21 protein-coding genes and 4 pseudogenes are annotated in these 20,587 nt (G+C 63.3%); 12 read left to right on the top strand and 13 right to left on the bottom strand.

The annotated features are described in order from the left end of the window. Positions 1-68: 68 nt before the first annotated feature. The 9 genes from U5A56_RS16855 to U5A56_RS16815 all read right to left on the bottom strand — a co-directional run bounded on the left by U5A56_RS16855 (position 69) and on the right by U5A56_RS16815 (position 7,922). Complete coding sequence (locus tag U5A56_RS16855) at positions 69-608, bottom strand: cytochrome P460 family protein (RefSeq protein ID WP_321923478.1); 540 nt, start codon at positions 606-608, stop codon at positions 69-71. Beyond that, complete coding sequence (locus U5A56_RS16850) at positions 608-1,651, bottom strand: alpha/beta fold hydrolase (protein ID WP_044849013.1); 1,044 nt, start codon at positions 1,649-1,651, stop codon at positions 608-610. The genes U5A56_RS16855 and U5A56_RS16850 overlap by 1 nt, the downstream gene beginning before the upstream one ends. A 287-nt stretch (positions 1,652-1,938) precedes the next feature. Further along, the gene (locus U5A56_RS16845; protein ID WP_124571420.1) at positions 1,939-3,219 is read right to left on the bottom strand and encodes an epoxide hydrolase family protein; all 1,281 of its coding nucleotides are present in this window, start codon (positions 3,217-3,219) and stop codon (positions 1,939-1,941) included. A gap of 172 nt (positions 3,220-3,391) precedes the next feature. After that, complete coding sequence (locus U5A56_RS16840; RefSeq protein WP_321923477.1) at positions 3,392-4,000, bottom strand: pyridoxamine 5'-phosphate oxidase family protein; 609 nt, start codon at positions 3,998-4,000, stop codon at positions 3,392-3,394. An 87-nt stretch (positions 4,001-4,087) separates the two neighbouring features. Beyond that, positions 4,088-4,276 (bottom strand): hypothetical protein, encoded by a 189-nt coding sequence (locus U5A56_RS16835; protein ID WP_321811068.1) that lies wholly within the window; start codon positions 4,274-4,276, stop codon positions 4,088-4,090. A 10-nt stretch (positions 4,277-4,286) separates the two neighbouring features. Then, the gene (locus U5A56_RS16830; protein WP_124489285.1) at positions 4,287-5,486 is read right to left on the bottom strand and encodes a PLP-dependent aminotransferase family protein; all 1,200 of its coding nucleotides are present in this window, start codon (positions 5,484-5,486) and stop codon (positions 4,287-4,289) included. A 198-nt stretch (positions 5,487-5,684) separates the two neighbouring features. Continuing rightward, a complete protein-coding gene (locus tag U5A56_RS16825; protein WP_321923476.1) occupies positions 5,685-7,028 on the bottom strand; it encodes a type II toxin-antitoxin system HipA family toxin in 1,344 nt (447 codons plus the stop codon). A gap of 4 nt (positions 7,029-7,032) precedes the next feature. Then, a complete protein-coding gene (locus U5A56_RS16820) occupies positions 7,033-7,293 on the bottom strand; it encodes a helix-turn-helix domain-containing protein (protein ID WP_044849018.1) in 261 nt (86 codons plus the stop codon). A gap of 440 nt (positions 7,294-7,733) precedes the next feature. Next, positions 7,734-7,922 carry a hypothetical protein gene (locus tag U5A56_RS16815; RefSeq protein WP_044849030.1) on the bottom strand — a complete coding sequence of 63 codons (189 nt, stop codon included), beginning with the start codon at positions 7,920-7,922 and terminating at the stop codon, positions 7,734-7,736. Positions 7,923-8,136: 214 nt separating this feature from the next. Here U5A56_RS16815 and U5A56_RS16810 point away from each other — a divergent pair, with 214 nt between their 5' ends. From U5A56_RS16810 to U5A56_RS37190, 7 genes and pseudogenes are all read left to right on the top strand, one after another. Then, positions 8,137-9,483 carry an MFS transporter gene (locus U5A56_RS16810; protein ID WP_044849019.1) on the top strand — a complete coding sequence of 449 codons (1,347 nt, stop codon included), beginning with the start codon at positions 8,137-8,139 and terminating at the stop codon, positions 9,481-9,483. Positions 9,484-9,539: 56 nt separating this feature from the next. Then, positions 9,540-9,839: pseudogene (locus U5A56_RS16805) on the top strand (membrane dipeptidase); the annotation flags it as partial. Then, positions 9,835-9,942: pseudogene (locus U5A56_RS37195) on the top strand (DUF5943 domain-containing protein); the annotation flags it as partial. The pseudogenes U5A56_RS16805 and U5A56_RS37195, both read left to right, overlap by 5 nt. A gap of 115 nt (positions 9,943-10,057) precedes the next feature. After that, on the top strand, positions 10,058-10,630 hold the full coding sequence (locus U5A56_RS16795) for a PAS and helix-turn-helix domain-containing protein (RefSeq protein ID WP_321923474.1): 573 nt from the start codon (positions 10,058-10,060) through the stop codon (positions 10,628-10,630). 563 nt (positions 10,631-11,193) lie between these two features. After that, positions 11,194-11,508 (top strand): DUF4148 domain-containing protein, encoded by a 315-nt coding sequence (locus tag U5A56_RS16785; RefSeq protein ID WP_321923473.1) that lies wholly within the window; start codon positions 11,194-11,196, stop codon positions 11,506-11,508. 398 nt (positions 11,509-11,906) lie between these two features. Further along, positions 11,907-12,188, top strand: a complete 282-nt coding sequence (locus U5A56_RS16780) for a hypothetical protein (RefSeq protein WP_415749156.1) — start codon at positions 11,907-11,909, stop codon at positions 12,186-12,188. Positions 12,189-12,357: 169 nt separating this feature from the next. Further along, positions 12,358-12,636, top strand: a pseudogene (locus U5A56_RS37190) (maturase); the annotation flags it as partial. Here the strand turns inward: U5A56_RS37190 and U5A56_RS16770 are convergent. Next, the gene (locus tag U5A56_RS16770) at positions 12,531-13,193 is read right to left on the bottom strand and encodes a transposase DNA-binding-containing protein (RefSeq protein WP_321923472.1); all 663 of its coding nucleotides are present in this window, start codon (positions 13,191-13,193) and stop codon (positions 12,531-12,533) included. The pseudogene U5A56_RS37190 and the gene U5A56_RS16770 overlap by 106 nt on opposite strands. 731 nt (positions 13,194-13,924) lie before the next feature. Between U5A56_RS16770 and U5A56_RS16765 the strand changes: the two genes are divergently transcribed. From U5A56_RS16765 to U5A56_RS16745, 5 genes and pseudogenes are all read left to right on the top strand, one after another. After that, positions 13,925-14,107, top strand: coding sequence for a hypothetical protein (locus U5A56_RS16765; protein WP_321923470.1), 183 nt, complete (start codon positions 13,925-13,927; stop codon positions 14,105-14,107). Positions 14,108-14,242: 135 nt separating this feature from the next. Further along, positions 14,243-15,139 carry a LysR family transcriptional regulator gene (locus U5A56_RS16760; RefSeq protein ID WP_257771106.1) on the top strand — a complete coding sequence of 299 codons (897 nt, stop codon included), beginning with the start codon at positions 14,243-14,245 and terminating at the stop codon, positions 15,137-15,139. 334 nt (positions 15,140-15,473) lie between these two features. Continuing rightward, positions 15,474-15,899 (top strand): PRC-barrel domain-containing protein, encoded by a 426-nt coding sequence (locus U5A56_RS16755; RefSeq protein WP_321923586.1) that lies wholly within the window; start codon positions 15,474-15,476, stop codon positions 15,897-15,899. Between the two features lie 261 nt (positions 15,900-16,160). After that, positions 16,161-16,988 carry a hypothetical protein gene (locus U5A56_RS16750; protein WP_321923468.1) on the top strand — a complete coding sequence of 276 codons (828 nt, stop codon included), beginning with the start codon at positions 16,161-16,163 and terminating at the stop codon, positions 16,986-16,988. Between the two features lie 102 nt (positions 16,989-17,090). After that, a pseudogene (locus tag U5A56_RS16745) lies at positions 17,091-17,213 on the top strand (IS30 family transposase); the annotation flags it as partial. 138 nt (positions 17,214-17,351) lie between these two features. On the opposite strand, the gene U5A56_RS16740 reads toward U5A56_RS16745, so the two are convergent. From U5A56_RS16740 to U5A56_RS16730, 3 genes are all read right to left on the bottom strand, one after another. After that, positions 17,352-18,524, bottom strand: a complete 1,173-nt coding sequence (locus tag U5A56_RS16740; RefSeq protein WP_321923466.1) for an FAD-binding oxidoreductase — start codon at positions 18,522-18,524, stop codon at positions 17,352-17,354. A 210-nt stretch (positions 18,525-18,734) separates the two neighbouring features. Then, positions 18,735-19,886 carry a branched-chain amino acid ABC transporter substrate-binding protein gene (locus U5A56_RS16735; RefSeq protein ID WP_044849022.1) on the bottom strand — a complete coding sequence of 384 codons (1,152 nt, stop codon included), beginning with the start codon at positions 19,884-19,886 and terminating at the stop codon, positions 18,735-18,737. A gap of 433 nt (positions 19,887-20,319) precedes the next feature. After that, positions 20,320-20,511 (bottom strand): CsbD family protein, encoded by a 192-nt coding sequence (locus U5A56_RS16730; protein WP_124530190.1) that lies wholly within the window; start codon positions 20,509-20,511, stop codon positions 20,320-20,322. Between the last annotated feature and the right edge of the window lie 76 nt (positions 20,512-20,587).

The following is a 20,587-nucleotide window of genomic DNA, read 5'->3' as shown; positions in this document are numbered from 1 at the left end:
ACGATGGTGAATGGCGAACGGCGTACCCCACACGACACGCATTCGCCGGTTCCGCCACGCTCGCCCCCTCAAGGCGCAAACCGCGTGAACACATAGTCGTGATTCTTCACGCGCGCCCGATGACACGCGAAGCAGGTCTGGTGCTGACCGATATCGGCCGGCACGCCGTTGATGAAGCGCCCGAAGCCCCAGCCGCCCGTCGATGCATAGCGACGCGAATCCTTCACCATCACCTGCACGGTCGTCGCCTGGCCGGGCACCGTTGCCGGCGCGAACTCGTCGGACTGCTTGCGCTTGTATGCGAGCTTCACGAGGATCGTGCCGTCCGGAAACGGCAGCGTCGACCGTTCGAGCGCGCGGATCGCGACCGGGTTGCCGAGCACCACGCGCAATTCGTCGAGCGGTGCCGCTTCCTCGGCCGGCGCGACCATTTCCCACTTCCGGTAGCCGGGCGGAATCGTCACGCCGTAGATCGGCGACGCGGCCGGCTTCGGCTGCTCCGCGAAAGCGGCCGGGCCGCTCGCGGACAACGCACCGGCCAGCAGCGCACCCGCGACGAGCGCATAGCGCGCGCCGCGATGCACGACACCAGAGGTACCTGCCCGCATCACAGATGCTCCACTTGCAGGATCGCATCGGCGAACGCCTGCGGCGCTTCCTGCGGCAGGTTGTGGCCGATGCCGCCGGTGATCGTCCGGTGCTGGTACTTGCCCGTGAACTTCTTCGCATACGCGGCCGGCTGCGGATGCGGCGCGCCGTTCGCGTCGCCTTCCATCGTGATCGTCGGCACGGTGATCGCCGGGCCGGCCGCGAGCCGCCGCTCGATGTCGTCGTATTGCGCTTCGCCCTGCGCGAGCCCGAGGCGCCAGCGATAGTTGTGGATCACGACGGCCACGTGGTCGGGGTTCTGGAATGACGCGGCGCTGCGCGCGAAGGTCTCGTCGGAGAACTGCCACTTCGGCGATGCGAGTTGCCAGATCAGCTTGTTGAACGCGTCGCGGTTCGCCGCGTAGCCGAGCGCGCCGCGCTCGGTCGTGAAGTAGAACTGATACCACCACTGCAATTCGGCCTGCGGCGGCAGCGGCTTGCGGTTCGCCTCCTGGCTGCCGATCAGGTAGCCGCTCACCGACACCAGCGCCTTCACGCGCTGCGGCCACAGTGCCGCGATGATGTCGGCCGTGCGCGCACCCCAGTCGTAGCCGCCGAACACCGCGCGGTCGATCTTGAGCGCATCCATCAGCGCGACGATGTCGACGGCCGTCACCGCCTGCTGGCCGTTGCGCACCGTGTCGGCCGAGCGGAACGTCGTCGATCCGTAGCCGCGCAGGTACGGCACGATCACGCGATAGCCGGCCGCCGTGAGCAGCGGTGCAACGTCCGCGTAGCTGTAGATATCGTACGGCCAGCCGTGCAGCAGAAACACGACCGGACCGTTCTTCGGCCCGAGATCCGCATACCCGACGTTCAGCACGCCCGCGTCGATCTGGTGGATCTTGCCGAGCGACGCCGCGCCGGCCGCGCGCTTCGGCGTCGACGCATCGGGCGCCGACTGCGCGCGCGCCAGCGAGCCGAACCCGAGGTCGGCCAGGCTCAGGCTGGCGAGTGTCGTGCCCAGAATCAGGCGGCGGCGGGTGTTGACGGTATCAGGCATGACGCGTTCTCCATTGTCGATCGGTAAGAAAGGGGCCCGCGGCACGTGCGGGCGATGCGGTATCGCCATTCACGGCGGCGGCGCATCGCACCGCGCCGCCGTGTGAATCGCTTCACCGGTTTTATATCCGAACCGCCCGGACGCTTTGTATCCCAACGTATCTGTGTCCGGGTACGACATACAGCGATTCAAAATCGCGGCGGAAACGGGTGTTCGCGGTCGGCCGCGCGCGACGCGCGACACGAGCCGGCATCGCTACCGGCCCGCGTTTTCCCGTCAAGCCACGCTTACGCGCGACGCAACGGCCGGAATCCGGCGCGCACTTCGCGGGCGAACAGTTCCGGCTCCTCCCAAGCCGCGAAATGCCCGCCCTTGTCGACTTCGTTGAAGTAGATCAGGTTGTGATAGCTGCGCTCGGCCCAGCTGCGCGGCGCCTGGTAGATCTCGCCGGGGAACACCGTGATCGCCGCCGGCAGCGAGATGTCCACCGCGTTGAAGTTGTTCGAGTGATCCTCCCAGTAGATCTGCGCGGCCGACGTCGCCGTGTTGGTCAGCCAGTACAACGAAATGTCGTCGAGGATCTCGTCGCGCGGGATCGACCGTTCCGGCACGCCGCCGCTGTAGGTCCACTGCGAGATCTTGTCGTACATCCACGCGGCCTGACCCGACGGCGAATCGGCCAGCGCGTAGCCGACCGTCTGCGGACGCGTGACCATCATCGCCGAGTAGCCGCAGTTGTCGCGATAGAACGTCGCGAGCTTCTCGTACGCGGCCTTCTCCTTCGGCGCCAGCGACGCCGGTGCCGGCGCGTCGGTCTGGAGCAGCGTCGCGATGTCCGGCGGCACCGTCGCCGGCATGTTCACGTGAATCCCGGCCAGGCCCTGCACGCGCTGCATCGCCATCCGGTGCGAGATCACCGAGCCGCAGTCGCCGCCCTGCGACACGAAGCGCGTATAGCCGAGGCGCGCCATCAACTCGCCCCAGGCACGCGCGATGTGGTCGGAGCCCCAGCCCGTTTTCGCCGGACGCCCCGAGAAACCGAAGCCCGGCAGCGACGGCACGACGACGTGGAACGCATCGTCGGCACTCGCACCGTGCGCGGTCGGGTCGGTCAGCGGGCCGATCGCCTTCAGCAGCTCGAAGATCGAACCGGGCCAGCCGTGCGTCATGATCATCGGCATCGCGTTCGCGTGCCGCGAGCGCACGTGGATGAAGTGAATGTCGAGCCCGTCGATCTCGGTGATGAACATCGGAAAGCCGTTCAGGCGCGCCTCGCCCTTGCGCCAGTCGTATTCGGTGCCCCAGTAACGCAGCAGCGCCTGCATGCGCGCGAGCCGCACGCCCTGCGATTCGTCGGCGACGGTCTCGCGGCCCGGCCAGCGCGTCGCGGCAAGGCGGCGGCGCAGGTCGGCCAGTGCGTCGTCGGGGATATGGGCGGTGAACGGGCGTATGCCGTTGCCGCCGGTGGCCGCACGCAGCGCGGCGGTGGGCAGCATCGCGGATACCCCGGCGGCCACGGAAGTGGCCAGCAGGTGGCGACGCGTCGGGGAAAACGGTGTGGAAGACATCGTTCGGCATCTCCTTTCGTGAAGTGGAAAGTGAACATGCCGCGCGTCGGAGCGCGCCTTCGCTTTCATTCGGGCGCGCGCCGGTCACGCGGCGTTGCCCATTTGAAAGGTCTGATGTATCCGGGATTTGTCTGACTTGTACGAGTTTGTAGCGGAAACGCGGACGTCGCCGTCAGGGCGCGACCCAACGGCCTTCGTAGCCGTCGTCGTTCACGTCGAACACCGCGCGGCGATGGCCGCCGCGCGCGAGTTCGAGCCAGTCGATGCGCGTCACCGTGACGTGGAGCAGGCAGAAGTTCCGGTAGCCGTCGTCGATGGCCGATGTGCCTGCGGTTGCGCCTGCCGCAACGTGCGCCTCTTCGGGCGACTCGATCGGCGTGCCGGGGCGCAGCGGTGCGCGATACAGCAGCAGCGTATGCGGACGGCTCGATTGCCAGACCGCGCGACGTTGCGCTTCGTCGTCGCAGATCGATGCCACGCCTTCCGCGCGAATCTGCACGAGTGAATCGAGATCGTTCGCGACGATGGCGATACGCGCGTCACGGCGCAATTCCGCGACCTTCTCCGAACGCGCATCGGTATGGAACGACAGCAGGCGATCGGCGCGGCTCACTTGCCGCAACACGATCGTGCGCACCTTCGGCGCACCATCGAGGCCGAGCGTCGCGGCCTGCAGCATCGTGAACGGCGAACGCTGCGCGCCGACGCCGGACTCGAGGCAGGACCAAATGCGGTCGTACGTTTCCGTCAGCGATTCGGAGGGGGTGTCGGTGTCGGACATGATGGCGCGGCGATCCTGCGCGATTCGATCGCGACAGCTTAACCGTTTCGGCGGCGGGCCTTCCTTGTAGGCCCGCCGCCGCGCGGTTCAGTTGTAGCCGAGGACGGCCGGTGCGGCGTCGCGCGTGTCGGTCGACTCCGCGCCGAAGCGGCCGAGTACGTCGGCCACGTACTGCGGCCCCGCGCTGATCTGCGACGACTTGTGCGCGACGGGACGGATATCGGCCATGCCCGGCGCTTCGTCCGTCCATGCGGTGTGGTTGATGATCATGTTCATGTGTGTCTCCTCACGCGGCCAGCGCCGCACCATACGCGCGCACGAGGCGCGCCACGCCTTCCCGGATCGCGTCGACATCGGGCGCGGCGAACGACAGCCGCAGCGATGCCGCGTCGACGTTGTCCGCGAAGAACGCCTTGCCCGGCACGAAGACGACCTTGTTCGCGATCGCCTGCTGCAGCAGCACGTCCGACGACACCGCGCCGATGCGTGCCCACACGAACATCCCGCCTTCGGGACGATGGAACGTGATCGCGTCGCCGAGACCGTCGCGCAGCGCGTCGCACATCGCGTCGCACTTGCGCTGGTAGGCCGCCGTGATGCGCGGCAGATGGCGTTCGAGTGCGCCGTCGGCGAGATACTCGGCGGCGGTGGCTTGCGTCCACGGCGTGCTGCACAGGTCGACCGTCTGCTTCGCGATCACGCAGCGCCGCGCGATTTCGGCCGGCGCGATCGTCCAGCCCACGCGCAGCCCCGGCGCGACGATTTTCGACAGGCTCGCGAAATGCACGATCCAGTCGCGCGCGCCTTCGACGTCGTTCGCGAGTGCAAGCATCGACGGCACCGGTTCACCCGCGAAACGCAGGTCGCCGTAGGGATCGTCCTCGACGATCAGGAAACGGTATTGCACCGCGAGGCGCAGCAGCTTCAGCCGGCGTTCGCGCGTGAGCGTCGCGCCGGTCGGGTTCGCGAAGGTCGGGACCGTGTAGAGCAGCTTCGGCTGCGCGATCGCGCCGGATGCGAGTTGCGACGCGAGGCGGTCGACGTCGAGGCCTTCGCCGTCGACGGGGATCGTCACGATGCGCGCCTGTTGCAGACGCATCGCCGACAGGGTCGCCGGGTACGCCGGCTGTTCGGTCAGCACGACGTCGCCGGGGCCGACCATCACGCGCAATAGCAGATCGAGGCCCTGTTGCGAGCCGGTCGTGACGAGCAGTTCGGCGGGCGTGCACGTCACGTTGCGGCGCGCCATCAACGCGATCAGTTGCTGCTTCAGTTCGGCGAGGCCGTCGGTCGGGCCGTATTGCAGGCAGCGGACCGGCTGGGCGTATGCGCGTTCGGCGGCGGCGTTCAGGCCGTCGACGTCGAACAGGTCGCTGGCCGGGTAACCGCCGGCGAAGGAAATCATCCCCGGCTCGGAGAGGTATTTGAACAGCTCGCGGATCGGCGAACCGGCAGGATTCTGGAATGAAGGCGTGAACGCGTACATGTCGTCGTGAGCTGGATGGCAGCGACGGCCGGGATAGCCGACGGGTGCCGCCCGCCAAGGCACTTCTGGCGCCAACAGCGGGAATTCGAGCCACGATTGTCGATAGTCATTAACGCTGCGGCAAACGATATCTATGCACTAGGTCTTGCGGTTTGGTCATCAAATGGGGACGCTCGCCGTATTGCTCGGTGGCCCGCATCAACTCCCTTTCCCGCGCTCTCCAAGCAATTCCGAGCGCCCGATCACTTCTCTTCCATTGTTGGCCTTGTCCGCGTCCGAGAAACCGGCGGCATCAATCACCGGTGTGAGCGCCCTCAGTGCCGCCTGCGGTTTGGCACTCCGTAGCGACGCCATCCCTTCGTTCCACGCATGCAGCATCTGCTTTGCCACCCAGTGCCACCGCGTGTCGTTTTTTGCCGCTTCGGCGACTGCCTTCCCGGTGGACACGGCCGAGTCGCAGAGCGCCTCGACCATCTCGCGATATTGCTTCGGCGGGATGCCGAGCCGGGTGTTGAAGAAGCGCTCCAGCGTCTTTCCCGGCGCCCATGTCTTGCGACCGTCGATGCTCAGCGCGGGCGGATTGTTCGCAAAGCGCGGGTAAGCCTCCGTGGTGACGATGTCATAGGCGGGGGTGTAGAGGACATCATCGATGCCCGAGTACAGGAGAGCGATGTTCTTGGCATGGCAGTCTGCGCTGCGCACCACATGGTTGGTGATGATCAGCCAGCCTAGCTGTTCGGCCTGCCGCCTCCAATTTGCAGCGTGGACGTATGGTTTCGTTGCGTTGACAACCTGTTCCATTGACGGACGGTACTTCTCGTGCGGAGGCAGGCCAAGCAGGCTGCACGCGTCTTCCACGCCATATGCCGGTTTGCCTTGCTCGTCCACGTCGAAACGATCGACGACGAGCACGCGACCATCGTCCGACATCGTGGTATTCGCGACGCGGGCGACGCCCAGCCTTGCCAGCACCTGCATCGAGTAATGTTCGTTGAAGCCCAGATACGGCGTTTGCTCATCGGAGCCTTTGATGATGTGCCTGCTCGTGCGCAGTGTCTGCTTGCCAACAGGCGTCTGCAACGATGAGGATTCAGGTGCCAGGAACTTGGGCACGGCTCCGGAAATCGCTGCGCGAGCGTAGTACCGCACCAGTTCTGCGAAGTGATCGGTCGTCATGTCCTCGTGCAGCAGGCGCTTGAGATCGACCGGTTCGAGCTCGCCGCCTGGTGAGCCTCCTTCGGGTGAGACGGTCACGCGGCCAATGCCCGAGCTTCCGATAACAGCCAGTAGCGAAAGGTCCGTTCCGTCCAGATAAGGACCGAACTGCTCACGAATCACCTGAAGGAGAAAACCTTCCGGCAAGTTCTGGCGAAAGAAGGGATGCAAGTCGCGAGGCCACACCCATGCATTTTCGCGAACGGGCATCGTCAAGCCGACAAAGTTGTCGGCGGTCGCATCGTCGGTGTAGCGCAACGCATAATCGTCCGCCTGACGATTGAGATGAGCGACAGGCTTGCCTTTGACATAGACGTTAAGGCGCATCTCGTCAGTCCTCGGTCTTGCGCTGTTCGGCCAGAACATCGTCCAGCGTGCGCTGATGTCCGCGCCGAACCATGCGCAGATCGTAGCCGGCTGCCTCAAGCAGGCGCACCAGCGCGGATACGCTCATGTCGCCTCGTGCAAGCGTTTCCATACGGGCAAGCGTCGTACGGGCGATGCCGGCGCGCTCCGCGAGTTCTCTCTGGGAAAGCCCCACCGCGCTGCGCGCTTCTTTCAGCATCTCTCCGACATCGGACAATGTGGTCATTTGTAGCCCCGGGGCATCAAAAATGAGTGAACCTGGCTTAATTGTAGCCCCAGAGGCACAAGTTGCCATCTGCGATTTTGTATCCTCAGGGATACAAAAAACTGATAAAACAGGCACCGATGTAGCCCAAGGGCTACATGATTGGCTAACCGCGGTCGATATCGACAAACGACATCCATCGATCAACGGTCTTGTGGTTCGATCATCGATCGAGGGACGTGATGCGGCCGTGCCGCGCGGATGAATAGAGTACGTTGGAGGGTTTCGACGGGTACGTGTTGGCGCTTCACGGAGGCTCGCGGCCGCAGTTGTCACAGGTGACTACAGGTGTGCCGCTACATGCGTTGATGGCCGCACGGAAGCGACGCCGCACCTCGCCCCAAGATGCGCGCGACCCCGAGGCATCTTCCGTCATCGAGCCCTCGCCGCGAAACTCCCCATCATCGGCACACAATATCGACCGCCAGAATCTCATATCCCGGATCGGCGTTCTCGCTCGCCGCCTTTTTCGCTTCTTCATACGAAAGAAAGGACATCGCTTCTTCGATCTCCGGTGCCATGCCGATATCGCCGTCCTCGCCGGTACAGAGGAACTGAAGCCCGGTCTTCACGACATAGATGGTCGTCATGTCTCCCTCCATGGTGTGCATGGGGAACTTCCAGTCTAGCCTCCACGCTCCCTTATTCAACTCCGGCAACGCCGCGCGGCAGCCTGCCGGGCGGCCAGCGCCCCCCGCCCCGCCCCCGATTACCTAGGTAATTGACACGTATGGACCTACGTAATTGGCGTCCCTACGATGTTTTCGACGCGAACCGAACTACACCTACGAAGAGGACACGACCATGACCACCCAGGACGTCGATACCAGCACGCTACGACGCGTGATCGCCGCAGCCTCGATCGGCAATTTCGTCGAGTGGTTCGATTTCGCCGCATACGGCTTTCTCGCCACCATCCTGACGCGCGAATTCTTTCCGAGCGGCGATCCCACGGTCGGTCTCCTGAAGACCTTCGCCGTCTTCGCGGTGGCCTTCGCATTCCGCCCGCTGGGCGGCCTGGTCTTCGGCGTCATCGGCGACCGGATCGGCCGCAAGCGCACGCTTGCGCTGACGATCCTGATGATGGCCGGCTCGACCACATTGATCGGCCTGCTCCCGACCTACGCGAGCATCGGCTACTGGGCCCCGTTGCTGCTCACGATCATCCGCTGCGTCCAGGGGTTCTCGGCAGGCGGCGAATACGCCGGCGCATGCGCGTACGTGATGGAACACGCACCGCGCCGCCGCCGCGCGTTCTTCGGCAGCTTCGTGCCGGTGTCGACCTTCTCGTCGTTCGCCTGCGCGGCCGTGGTCGCCTATCTGCTCGAATCGTCATTGTCGTCGCAGGCGATGGTCGAATGGGGCTGGCGCGTGCCGTTCCTGATCGCGGCACCGGTCGGCCTCATCGGCGTGTACCTGCGCGTCAACCTGAATGAAACGCCCGCGTTCCAGGCACTCGAAGGCAAGCACGACATCGCGCATGCGCCGCTGATGGAAACGCTGCGTTCGCAGTCGCTGAATATCCTGAAGCTCGGTGCGTTCGTGTCCGTGACCGCGTTGTCGTTCTACACGTTCACGACATATTTCGCGACGTATCTTCAAGTGGCCGGGCACCTGTCTCGCGGCACGTCGCTCCTCGTGACGGTGCTCGCCCTCTTCTTCGCCGCGGCCCTGTGCCCGGTCGCCGGCTTCTTCTCCGACCTCGTCGGCCGCCGCGCGACGATCGCCACGACCGGCCTCTTCATCATCGTGTCGGTTTATCCGGCGTTCTCGCTGGGCGGTTCGGGCGTGTTGTCGCAATCGCTGGCCGGCGTCGCGCTGCTGGCCATCGGCGCGGTGTTCTCGGGCGTCGTGACGGCACCGCTCATGTCGGAAGTGTTCGCGACGAAAACGCGCTATACCGCATCCGCGATCACGTACAACCTCGCGTACACGATCTTCGGCGGTACCGCACCGCTCGTCGCCACGTGGCTGATCTCGGCGACCGGGACCAACCTTTCGCCCGCGTACTACCTGATCGCCGTGTCGATCCTGGCGATGATCGGCGGCCTGTCCCTGCCGGAAACGTCGAAGACGGCGCTCGAAGATGCGGGTCCGGCAACCGCGAGAACCGGCCAGTCCGCGAAGCGCGGCGTCGAAGGCGCGGTTTGAGTACACGCCCCGCTCGTGCAAGCGGGGCCGACTAAACCAACGCATGGAGAAACACCATGACGAGCCTTCACGACGCCAGCATCATCATCGACGGCCTGAACATTTCGAAATTCGAGCGATCGGTGTTCGAAGACATGCGCAAGGGCGGCGTCACGGCCGTCAACTGCACGGTCTCCGTGTGGGAAGACTTCCAGAAGACGATCGACAATATCGCGGAGATGAAGCAGCAGATCCGCGAATACAGTGAAATCCTCACGCTGGTGCGCACGACGGACGACATCCTGCGCGCGAAGAAGGAGAACAAGACCGGCATCATCCTCGGCTTCCAGAACGCATATGCGTTCGAGGACACTGTACGTGCCGCGCCATTTCTTCACGAACGATCATGTCGCCGTGGAAGAGACACTCGGCAGCGAAGCCTACGCGTCGATTCTCTACGCGGCCGGCTACGCGCGGGCGAAGGGCACGACTGCTGCGTCTTTCACGTCGATTGAATGTCCTGCAAGCGCTACCGCTACAATCCGACAGGAGCGAACCAGCCCGGGTCCGAACACGGTTCGCACCCGTCGACCCGATGCCGAACATGACCGACACGATGCCAAGCCTCGACTACGAAGATCTCTTCAGGCATCTGCCCGTCGCTGCGATCGTGGCGAAAGAGCGCATCATGATCGACTGCAACGAGAAGGCGCTGCAATTGTTCAGGGCGACTCGCGACGACATCATCGACCAGTCGTTCGCGAAACTGTATCCGCAGCAGAAGGATTTCGCGACGACCGGCCGCCGCCTTGCGCCGCTGCTCGCGAAGCATGCGGGGTTCAGCGACGATCGCATCATGCGCCGCGTCGACGGCAGCCATTTCTGGGTCACGGTGTGCGGCTTCGGCTACAACACGAAGCGGCCTTTCGAGCTGGCCATCTGGACCTTCACCGACCTGTCGGGCGACGCGAAGCATCCCGACGTCGCCAGCACGCTGACCGATCGCGAGCGCGACGTCGCGGCATTCCTGGTTCACGGGCTCACCAGCAAGGAAATCGGCAAGGAGCTGAACATCAGCCCGCGCACGGTCGATATTCATCGTGCGAGCTTGTTGAGGAAGTACGAGGTGCGCACGACGCACGATCTGATCGCTCGCTTGCTGGCGTGAAGCGCACGTGCTCGCCTGCCCCCCTTCAATCCTCGCATCCGCTGCCTTGCAAGCCATGACGCTCCGGTGGGCTCGGGGACTATCCCTTGATGCGGTCAGTGCGTGACAACTTGCGCCACGCGTCGGTGGCAACCACGTCGACCTATCTCCATGGGGAAGAGGCGAAGCGCGCACGCCAAGTCGCCGCAGCCTTCCGGCGTCCGCCGCGTGGATCGCGCCGTCAGAACCTTCCCCCGTCCGGCACGCGGCTGGGACGTATCAATCAAAAAAGCGCGAGGCTGGCCCAATTTCCGTCTCGGTCTTAGTTGGAAAATTCGGGCCCCATCCTATTGGAATTAGCTCCCGAAGTTGGACGATGGCAGGTCTGCCATGTACGTCTGCGACAACGCCTGGGGATATTGCGCGCCCGGAAACTATGAATTTCAGAAAGGTGGCTGTAAAGCTGAGATAGGAAGATGGCGCACCTCAACGCCAAATGCAGAAAGACTCGCGGACTCGTCTGGGCGTTGTTTCACTAACCCCGTGTGTGCTGATTCCGCCTCTCGATATTTGAAAGTTTCATCATGGCTAAAGCGCTCATGCCCGTCCTTGCTGTCGTATCCGTTATCGCTCTTCCCAAGGGCACGCCCGCCAATGGACATGGTCCTCCGATGCGTGAGCCGGTGCACGAAGAAGTCGTCCCACTGCAGCAAGCGCGGTATGACCGTAGCAACGGTAACGCGCGTTATCCGGTGGACATCTACGCGGAGCTGGCGAGCGTGGCGGCTCAACAGCAGGCGGTAAGCGGGTACGATGGCGCGAAATTCGGCTCGGCAGTTTCCGACGCAACGACTGCGGCTCAATTGGCCTCCTATGGCTCGATCTATATTGAAAGTTGACTGAGCGTCGACGCGGACAAAGGAGAGACTTTGTGAAATCGAAAAGAGCTATCCTTGCGCTGATCGCGACGACAGCCATATGCCTGTGCACAACAGCGCGGGCGCATGTCAGGGTCGGGGTACTGGTGGGTGTCCCGCCCCCGGTCATGATCGCGCCCACCCCGGTCTTCTACGCGGAGCCCGTCCCGGTTGTCGTGCCGTCGGTCGAGCCAGCCCCGACCACCGTCTACGCCGAAAAAACGCAGACGAGTCCCCCGGCGGGCACTTGGTGGTATTGCCCGGTCACAAAGAAATATTACCCGTACGTCAAGGGGTGTTCGAGCGACTGGGTGGAAGTGCCCGCGAAGCCAACCGGCCCCAAGTGAGATGAGCAAACACAATTTAATTTCGCCGGTATTGTGCGCGAAGCGCAGCGTATTAGCGGTAACCGCAGTGATGAGCCTGTGGCCGGCATCATGGCGGTCGCCGGCTGTGCTGCCATGCCGATGGGCCCCACAGTGATGGCGCTGCCCGGCACCAGCAAGTGGTTCGATCAATTCCGCGCCGATGACGCGACGTGCCAGCAATTCGCTTCGGAACAGACCGCTGGCGTCAGCACTCAATCGGCTGCAGCAAGCGGCGCCCTCGGCGGTACGGCCGTCGGCACTGCGCTCGGCGCGGCGGCCGGTGCCGCCGCGTAACGGAGCATCGCTGCAGGCACCGCGCTCTCCGATTCTCACAGTCGACGAGCGCCGGTTGACGCCGGCGATCCGCGCGAGTCGCTTATCTCAATTCCGTGGAAATTCGAACGGGCGAACGCGTTGCCGGGTCACGTAGTCGCGCGTCTGATGGGACCGGACCTCGATCCCTATGACGGCATCGTGCCGCACCTGGGCAACGTTGATAGCAGACACACGGGTTGTGCGGCTCATCAATAGGCGGCTGCATGCCGGTGTGCTGGAAGACAGCAGGATGACGCAAGGTGAAGTTGGTACCGTTCAGGGCGGCAGCAACTCGCCGCTGCTGTCGAATATCTACCTTCACTATGCGTTTGATTTGTGGTTGAAGCAATGGCGTGCGCGGCACGCCAAAGGCGATGTGATCGTCGTGCGGCACGCTGACGATTGGATCGCGGGATTCCAAAACGTAAGGAATGCGATGCGCTTCCAGCGCGAAGTGACTGGACGGCTGGCCCGCTTCGGCCTGACGCCCACGAGAGCGAGACGCGGCTGATTGAGTTCGGACGCTTTGCGCGCGAGGACAGTCAACGTCGCGGCCGGAGCAAGCCGCAGACCTTTGACTTCCTGGGCTTCACGCATTGCTGCGGGAAGGCTCGGAACGGGAAGCTCGCGGTGCTGCGGTTGACCAGTGGCGAACGAATGCGAGCCACGCTCTTGGCAGTCAAGGAATAACGGCCCCGGTCCAGTGATGTCCTGCCCGTTAAAGTTCGGCTCGGTCGTGTCATCCAGGCGCATCACCACCTCGCATGCCCGCATCCGCTCGGTCGAGCTCTGCCATTGCGGCTCCATGACGTCGCTCCATTCGAGCTTGTCCTGCGCGAAGAATCGATAAGCCGCCGCCGTCTCAGCCCAGCCGCCACATGCCAGCGGAATGATCGCTGTCGGATTGCCCGACAGTTGCTCGGCCAGCAGGACTGCCCGCCGGTTCAGGCGCTTGTCGCCCAGATCCATGCCCTTGAATTCCATTGCCGCCCAGCTCGCCGTTGCTCGTGCCATTCGCGTGCCGCGCAAAGAGCAAGAGTAAACCGCAAGCCACGATAGTTTACAAGCCGCTCACGCCGACTTGTGTGTAATGGAATGATCCAAATGATCATTGGATGCGACACGCCCTGTAACGGATGAACTGCTCATACCGCCATAGTTTTCGAATATCTGCCGCTGCGATGCCATTCGTGCGAGTGCCGCCCGGAAGTCGATCGCCTATTGCATGGTGATGCAAGTGCTCATCCTGTCGTGGTAGCACGGGCGCTGTTGGGCTACATTCGCGCGCACCTGCATACGCGTCAACGGAGCGCGATCGTTATTGTGAGCGAGCGCGATAACGGGCGTAGTCAGCACAGAGGCAACGACAGGAAGAGAGATGAACGTTTTGCGCTTTGCCATGATTAGAGATCCATATCAAAATGATGCACCAAGTACAACGGATATAGAGAACGGGAATCGACGTGATGACCGGCTTAGTCGAACAGCAGCAGAGTGACGCCGGATCGTTCAGCGGCAGTTTTAGCCATTTTCCGGCAGCTTGGAAGCACCGTGCCGACAATAAATACTTCTGCCGCCAGCAACGGTTGACGTGTCGCGGCATTCACTGCTCACACCGATAGGTTGACGCATCCGCAATTGACTGTTGCCGACGCGTAATGGTGCCTTGCTGCCGATATACTCCGCTGCAGGCTTACCCATTGGAGAGGATTCTTATGCAACTGCCATTTAACGCCCAACTCATCGAAGCCAAACATCGGACCGCGCACAAGATCGTGCAGCATGCGCTCAAGAGCGCAGCGATCGCCGAGACGTTGAATGGCGCGATCGACGTGCTCGGCGACGCACTGTTGGAACTCGAACTCATGATCGAACAGAGGGGTCCGTGGGCGCACTGAGGCGACTCGTTGCTCGCAAGCCATCCATTCCAAGAGTCACCGTTGACTTTCATACCATATTTGATTATTCTATCAGAATTGATGAAACAGCCCGGTTCCAGCCATCGGCGCCACCGAACGCGCTGGCCCTCATCTATGGAATATATCGATACCTTGCGCCTCTTCCGCGCCATCGTCGAAACGAAGAACTTCCGGCGTGCCGGGCAAATGATGGACCTCTCGCCATCGGTAGTTTCGCGATCGATCGCGTCGTTGGAAGAGCGTCTCGGTTTGAGACTCTTTCATCGCACCACGCGTCAGCTTTCGTTGACCGAGGTCGGGGAGCATTTTTACGACGGTTCTTGCCGGATCCTCGATGATCTCGATCGTCTCGAAGCGGAGACGGCAGGCCACGGGCGCGTGCCTACCGGCGTACTTCGCCTCGTTGCACACACGACAGCGACGATGACATGGCTCCCGGCCCTGACCTCGTCATTCAAGAGCAAGCATCCGAAGATCGCACTCGATGTCACGTTGACTGAACGCCCGGTAGACCTGACGGCGGAGGGTTACGACCTCGGTATCGTCATGCCGTTCATGTTGACGACCGATCTCGCGGTCACCCGGCTTCTTCAGCGTTTTCGGCTGGTTCTCGTCACGACCGAGCATTACCTCCAGGGCCGCTCTCGGCCTCAACGCCCGGCCGATCTCGCAGAGCATGTGTTTGTGACAGTGCCGCCGTCGATGCACAAGCCGATCGTGAACTTTCGCGTCGAAAACGAAACGGTGGCCGTCCCGATCAACTACGAAGTCGCGTCGAACAATCCCGTATTCAACCGTGATGTCGTACTCGAAGGCTTTGGCGTCGCTCTGCTGCCGATGAGTCTTGTCGAGCAAGACATCAAGACCGGGCGCCTCGTCCGGTTGTTGGAGCGGTTCGAGATCACCGATACCGTTGCAGAGATCAGGTTGGCCTACATCGGGCGGGCATTGTTGCCGGCGAAGGTACGGGCGTTTATCGAACACACCGTGGAATTTTTTGAGGCTACCTGAGCCTTCGATCACAAGCCGGTTGGCTTGCCAACGAGATTGGGGTGATCGCATGAACTTGAGCTCGATTTGTGGAGGCGCTGGAAACGCTGAGCACTTGCCCGGCTTGGCGCAACAAGTACCTGCGCCCGGCTTCTCAGGTGCCGCCCAACGATCTGGCATACAGACACGCGGACCCGCTGGGCCTGTGTTTCACTAACCTATGCAGCTCCCGCCGTCCCGACCTTTCAGCTGGCATTGGGACATTGCCCACGGTAGCGAAGGGACATCGGCGGGCGTCGCCCCCCGGGGGGCGAAGTACGTGCCGGAAACCGAATCCAACCACCGAGTGAACGATATGGCTTTGCACAAAGCAGTCTTGGTAGCAGTGGCACTTGCAGCATGTATCGATGCGCATGCACAGGTCGCCGGCACACAGCCTCTGAGCGTGACTATTGAGCAGTCCCAGGCGCTTCTGCAGGGATGGAGCGTCAAGAAGAGCGTGCTGGCAAAATCGGTCTACAACGACCAGAACGAAAAAATCGGCGCGGTCAAAGATCTGATCGTGGCCCCGGACGCCTCAGTGTCGGCGGCCATCGTCGCTACAGGCGGCTTCCTCGGCGTCGCCACGCATGACGTAGCGGTGCCCATCGCAGCCCTCGACGTGCGCGGCGGCAATCTATACCTGCCGGGCGCCACCAAGGACGCCCTGAAGGCAACGCCTGAGTTCCAATACGCGAAGGTGCAGTCACCGCCTAAGCCGAAGAAGGCTCATACAGAGTGATCTGTTTTCAACAGTCCTGAGCTTAGGTCGTTGCGGCAGGCGATGTCAGTCGCAACGATCTATCACCGGACTCGAGGCTCCTCGCGCTCAACCGCTTGCCGCTCAGTCCCCCTTACGCTGCGCACTCAACGTCCTGCCCCCCTCCATACCGCTTTCCAATTTTTCTATTTGCAAGCCACTTCTGTAGTCGATATTTGGACTGCTGATTAACACGGCCGCGCGTCAGGAAAGGCCATCGCCTTTCATGGATCACCCAACACCATGCAAAAAACCCTCGGACTTGCCATCGCCACCCTGCTCGCCGTCGCCGCTGTTGCGCTATGGACCCTGCTCGCCCGGTTCGAACCATCCATCAAGTCCGCCATCGAGACGGAAGGCGCGCTTGCGAGCCAGACGCAGGTGCTCGTGGGTAACGTCGAATTCTCGCCCTTAACCGGCGTGGGTGAGCTTGATGGACTTACCGTGAGCAACCCCACTGGTTTCTCTTCGCCCTACGCCGTAGTGGTGGACCGTATCGCTTTGCATGTGGAGACTGGCTCAATTCTCGGCAGCGGCCCGGTCATTGTTGATACCGCCACAGTCATCGCACCGCAGATTACTTACGAGACGCAAAGTCTCACCGCCACCAGCAACCTTGAGACCATCAAGAACAAAGCCCAAGCCTATTCCGCCACCCCAGCCGCCATCCAGGCCGGCAGCAACGCGCACAAGGTCATCATCCGCAACCTCACTGTCATGGGGGGCGTGCTCTCACTTGACATTCACCTGCCCGGAGGCGCGCTTACGGTCCCGCTGCCTCCGCTGCATCTCGCCAATATCGGCGCGACCACAAACGGCGCCACTCCGCCCGAGATCACCCGTGCCGTGTGCGAGGCGCTCGCGGAAAAAGCGAAAACGGCGGTCACCGAGGTCATCACCCAGAAGCTCAAATCCGTTATCAGTATGCTCAAGCCTCCCGCAGGTGGGTTGCCAAAGCCGCCGTCCCTGCCGTCCCCTCCGTCTCTGCCGTCCCCTTCATCACTGTCGTCCCAGCCATCTCCGCCCCCGCCCCCGCCCGGCCTACCCTTGCCGTCCCCTCCTGGCTTATAGCGCATGACCGGGCCACTGCAACCCAGTCCCGATCAGAACCGTAGAGCGCAATAAAACTTGTCGGAGCGCCGGGAGACCGGCAAGGAGTAAAGAGTGGAAATCTCTGCCTACCCGCAGGCCAAGCTTAACGCCATTGCCCGACGGCCCAACGAACGTCCCCGCAAGACACTAAACTTCGATACACCGGCTGCACGATTCCATCAAGCTGTTGCATCGACCGGTTGAATCCGCCGCCGAATGCCGCCAGCCCTTTCCGCACCCTCCCCAACCACGATAAACAAAAAAAAGCCCGGCAAAGCCGGGCCAATCAGTTTGAGACACAAGGAGAATCCCGCCCACCACACACCGGGCGGTCACGCCGCGCTACACGACGTTCTTTTCGACGATCGGCCGGTTTTCGAGCACACGCTCCCAGCCGAGCGACGACAGGTCGAGCGATTCGTATCGCCCGCCCAGGATCAGCTCGCTCACCCCACGCCCGGTTGCGGGCCCTTGCTGCAGCCCGTGCCCGCTATACCCGTTCGCGAACACGACGTTGGCGAGCTCGGGGTGATACCCGATGATCGCGTTGTGATCGAACACGTTGTACTCGTAGTACCCGGACCAGCAGTTCTCCACGCGCAGCGCCTCGAACTCCGGCACGCGATTCGCGAGCGTCGGCCAGATCACCTCGTCGAACAGGTCGTGATCGACCTCGTCGAGCGGCAGATCGTCGGGGTCGCGATCGGGGCTCGGCGACGTCCCGCAGATGTACGTGCGCCCTTCCGGCCGGAAATACACGCCGGTCGGATCGATCAGCAGCGGGCAATCGGTGAGCTTCGCCGGCGACGACACGTTGAAGATGCTGCGACGCCGCGCGTACACGGGAATGTCGATGCCCATCATCGACGACAGCGTGCGCGTCCACGCACCGGCCGCGTTGACGAGCGTGTCGCATGCGTAGCGCTCGCCGTCGTTCGTCACCACGTGCGTGATCTTGCGACCATCGCGCACGACGCCGGTCACGTCGGCCGGCACATACCGCGCGCCGAGCGCCTGCGCCTTCTTGCGCAGCGCCTGCACGAGCCCGTAACCGTCGAACCACCCTTCGCCGCTCGCGCCATAAGCGCCCGACACGAGATCGTCGACGTTCAGCCAGGGAAACTTCGCGCGCAGCGCGTCGCGATCCATCAACCGGATATCGGCGCCGAGCTTCGTCTGTAGCGCGTGGTTCTCGCGCAGCGTCGCGTCACCAGCCGGCGTCGCGAGAAACAGGTAGCCGCCTTCATGCAGATCGATCGACGGCCGCGTGCCGTCGACTTCGAGCCGCTCGCCGATCGTGCGCAGGAAGTCGATCCCGAACAGCGACATCTCGATCGACAGCGGCGTCGAGAACTGCTGGCGAATCGACGCGGCCGACAGCGCCGACGACGATTTCGCATAGGTGGGATCGCGTTCGATGACGGTGACGGACACCGTCGGATCGGTAGCACGCAGGAAATAGGCGATCGAGCTGCCGATCACACCACCGCCGACGATGACGACTTGAGAACTCACGACTGACTCCAGTTGCACGTGAAAGGCGCGGCCGGCCGGCCGCGCCCGAAGGTTGTTCGTGCCGCGTCGCGCGCGGCGCCGTGCGCGGCAGACCGTGACCACCCGGCGAATCGCCCCGACATGCGCCGCAATCGCATCCGATCGCTGGGGCTATTTCAGCACGTCCGGGCTCGCCGCGAAAGTCCGCGCGCGTTCGGGTAATTCGGGTACTCAGTCCGCCGTTTGCGTGGTGACGGGCTGCCACGCGGCGTTCTTCACTTCATACAGCGTCGAGCTCGGGTTCTTCAGGTCGCCCGTGTTCGTGAACGCGATCGTGCCGGTGATGCCGTCGTAGCGCGTGCCCTTCAGCGCGCCGTTGAAATCGGCCGGCTTCGTCGAGTTCGCCTTCTGCATCGCGTTGATCGCGATCCACGTCGCGTCGTACGCGAACGGCGCATACGCGAGCATGTCGACGCCGTACTTCTGCTTGAATTTCGTTTCGAACTGCTTGCCCTTCGCGAGACGCGACAGCGGCTGCCCGTATTCCCACACGGACGCGCCTTCGGCCGCATTGCCCGCGAGCTTGATGAAGTTCGCGTTCATCACGCCGCCGCCGGCCAGGAACTGCGCGCGGATGCCGAGCTGGCGCATGCGCTTGACCAGCATCGCCGACTGCGCGTCGAGGCCGCCGAAGAACACCAGGTCGGCATTCGTGCTCTTGATCTTCGTGAGCTGCGCGCTGAAGTCGACGGCCTTGTCGTTCGTGAATTCGCGCGCGACGATCGTGCCGCCGTTCGCCTTCGCGGCCTTCTCGAATTCGTCGGCCTCGCCCTGGCCGAACGCGGTGCGGTCGTCGATGATCGCGATGCGCTTCGCCTTGGTCACGCTCGCCGCATACGCACCGGCATTGCCGGCGTTCTGCGCGTCGGTCGCGATCACGCGGTACACGGTGCCGAGCCCGGCGCGCGTGATGTCGGGATTGGTCGCCGACGGCGTGATCATCGGAATGCCGGCCTTCGCGTAGATCTTCGACGCGGGCAGCGTCGTGCCCGAATTGAAGTGGCCGACCACGACGGCCACCTGCGCGTCGGTCAGCTGCTGCGCGGCCTGCACGCCGATGCGCGGATCGCTCTGGTCGTCCTGCGACGCGACGACGAATTTCACCGGCTTGCCGCCGATCGTCGGGTGCGCGGCGTTCGCCTCGTCGACGGCCATGCGCACGCCGTTCTCGATGTCCTTGCCGTACGCGGCGCCGCCGCCGGTCAGCGGCACGGCAACGCCGACCTTGACGACGGTTTCCTGCGCATGGGCCGCGCCCGTCTGGAACGCGAGAATCGCAGCGGTCAATGCAATGCCGGAAAGCGAACGAATGCGGAACGTCATCGGCCAATCCTTCTTCTGTGGGTCGGGATGCGACGCGCGACCATCGCGCGCCGGCGACCTCTCGCGTGCCGGTGATTTTTTCGGTCGCCGGAAGCGTCGTCGCGCAAGGGCGCATCGCCTGCCGGTCGATCACCGCGGTTCCGTCTCCGAGGAACCTGTCAGCGCGAAAGAGGTGAACCGATTGTGGGTAGCCAATACGCGTGCAGCAAACGAAATATCGGAACTATGTTGTGAGGAATTGTCATCAAGTGCGCGTGCCACCGATCCGCGGCCCGCGCGACGGCGGCCTGGAAGCAAACGCATCGAGCGGGGTGCGCGCACGTACCGTTGCCCCAAGGCCGCGTCGGGTCATGCCGATGGAGAATCATCGCCGTGCCACACGGCGGCAACGCAGCGCACCTCGCGCGATTCGATCAATGGCGCGCGGTGCCGCTCAATGCCGGTCGGTGCCCGTCTGCTTGCGCACCGCATCGGCCGCCTCGCCGGCCTGCTCCTGACGCTTGCCGGCCTGCTGCTCCGCCACGCCTTCCGCTTCCGTCTCGCGGTCGCCCGTCACCTTGCCGAGCGCTTCCTTGACCGAACCCTTCACCTGTTTGAGCTTGCCTTCGATGCGATTCCTGTCCATGGTCGTCTCCTGCGATGAGTTGGGGAGAGAGACGACGGCACGGCAGCCGCGCCGCACCGCCGAGTGGACAGGATCG

Origin of the sequence: Burkholderia sp. BCC1998, from assembly GCF_905339875.1 — a bacterium.
Lineage (GTDB): Bacteria > Pseudomonadota > Gammaproteobacteria > Burkholderiales > Burkholderiaceae > Burkholderia.
Note: the sequence above shows the minus strand (reverse complement) of the source record. Positions and strands in the feature narration are given on the sequence as shown.

Coding starts and splice junctions, on each gene's coding strand:
- U5A56_RS16820 (WP_044849018.1), bottom strand. CDS start 7,293: ATGACCACATTGTCCGATGTCGGAGAGATGCTGAAAGAAGCGCGCAGC.
- U5A56_RS16835 (WP_321811068.1), bottom strand. CDS start 4,276: ATGAACATGATCATCAACCACACCGCATGGACGGACGAAGCGCCGGGC.
- U5A56_RS16795 (WP_321923474.1), top strand. CDS start 10,058: ATGCCGAACATGACCGACACGATGCCAAGCCTCGACTACGAAGATCTC.
- U5A56_RS16840 (WP_321923477.1), bottom strand. CDS start 4,000: ATGTCCGACACCGACACCCCCTCCGAATCGCTGACGGAAACGTACGAC.
- U5A56_RS16855 (WP_321923478.1), bottom strand. CDS start 608: ATGCGGGCAGGTACCTCTGGTGTCGTGCATCGCGGCGCGCGCTATGCG.
- U5A56_RS16845 (WP_124571420.1), bottom strand. CDS start 3,219: ATGTCTTCCACACCGTTTTCCCCGACGCGTCGCCACCTGCTGGCCACT.
- U5A56_RS16755 (WP_321923586.1), top strand. CDS start 15,474: ATGGCTTTGCACAAAGCAGTCTTGGTAGCAGTGGCACTTGCAGCATGT.
- U5A56_RS16810 (WP_044849019.1), top strand. CDS start 8,137: ATGACCACCCAGGACGTCGATACCAGCACGCTACGACGCGTGATCGCC.
- U5A56_RS16770 (WP_321923472.1), bottom strand. CDS start 13,193: ATGGAATTCAAGGGCATGGATCTGGGCGACAAGCGCCTGAACCGGCGG.
- U5A56_RS16825 (WP_321923476.1), bottom strand. CDS start 7,028: ATGCGCCTTAACGTCTATGTCAAAGGCAAGCCTGTCGCTCATCTCAAT.
- U5A56_RS16735 (WP_044849022.1), bottom strand. CDS start 19,886: ATGACGTTCCGCATTCGTTCGCTTTCCGGCATTGCATTGACCGCTGCG.
- U5A56_RS16850 (WP_044849013.1), bottom strand. CDS start 1,651: ATGCCTGATACCGTCAACACCCGCCGCCGCCTGATTCTGGGCACGACA.
- U5A56_RS16830 (WP_124489285.1), bottom strand. CDS start 5,486: ATGTACGCGTTCACGCCTTCATTCCAGAATCCTGCCGGTTCGCCGATC.
- U5A56_RS16765 (WP_321923470.1), top strand. CDS start 13,925: ATGCAACTGCCATTTAACGCCCAACTCATCGAAGCCAAACATCGGACC.
- U5A56_RS16785 (WP_321923473.1), top strand. CDS start 11,194: ATGGCTAAAGCGCTCATGCCCGTCCTTGCTGTCGTATCCGTTATCGCT.
- U5A56_RS16750 (WP_321923468.1), top strand. CDS start 16,161: ATGCAAAAAACCCTCGGACTTGCCATCGCCACCCTGCTCGCCGTCGCC.
- U5A56_RS16760 (WP_257771106.1), top strand. CDS start 14,243: ATGGAATATATCGATACCTTGCGCCTCTTCCGCGCCATCGTCGAAACG.
- U5A56_RS16730 (WP_124530190.1), bottom strand. CDS start 20,511: ATGGACAGGAATCGCATCGAAGGCAAGCTCAAACAGGTGAAGGGTTCG.
- U5A56_RS16815 (WP_044849030.1), bottom strand. CDS start 7,922: ATGACGACCATCTATGTCGTGAAGACCGGGCTTCAGTTCCTCTGTACC.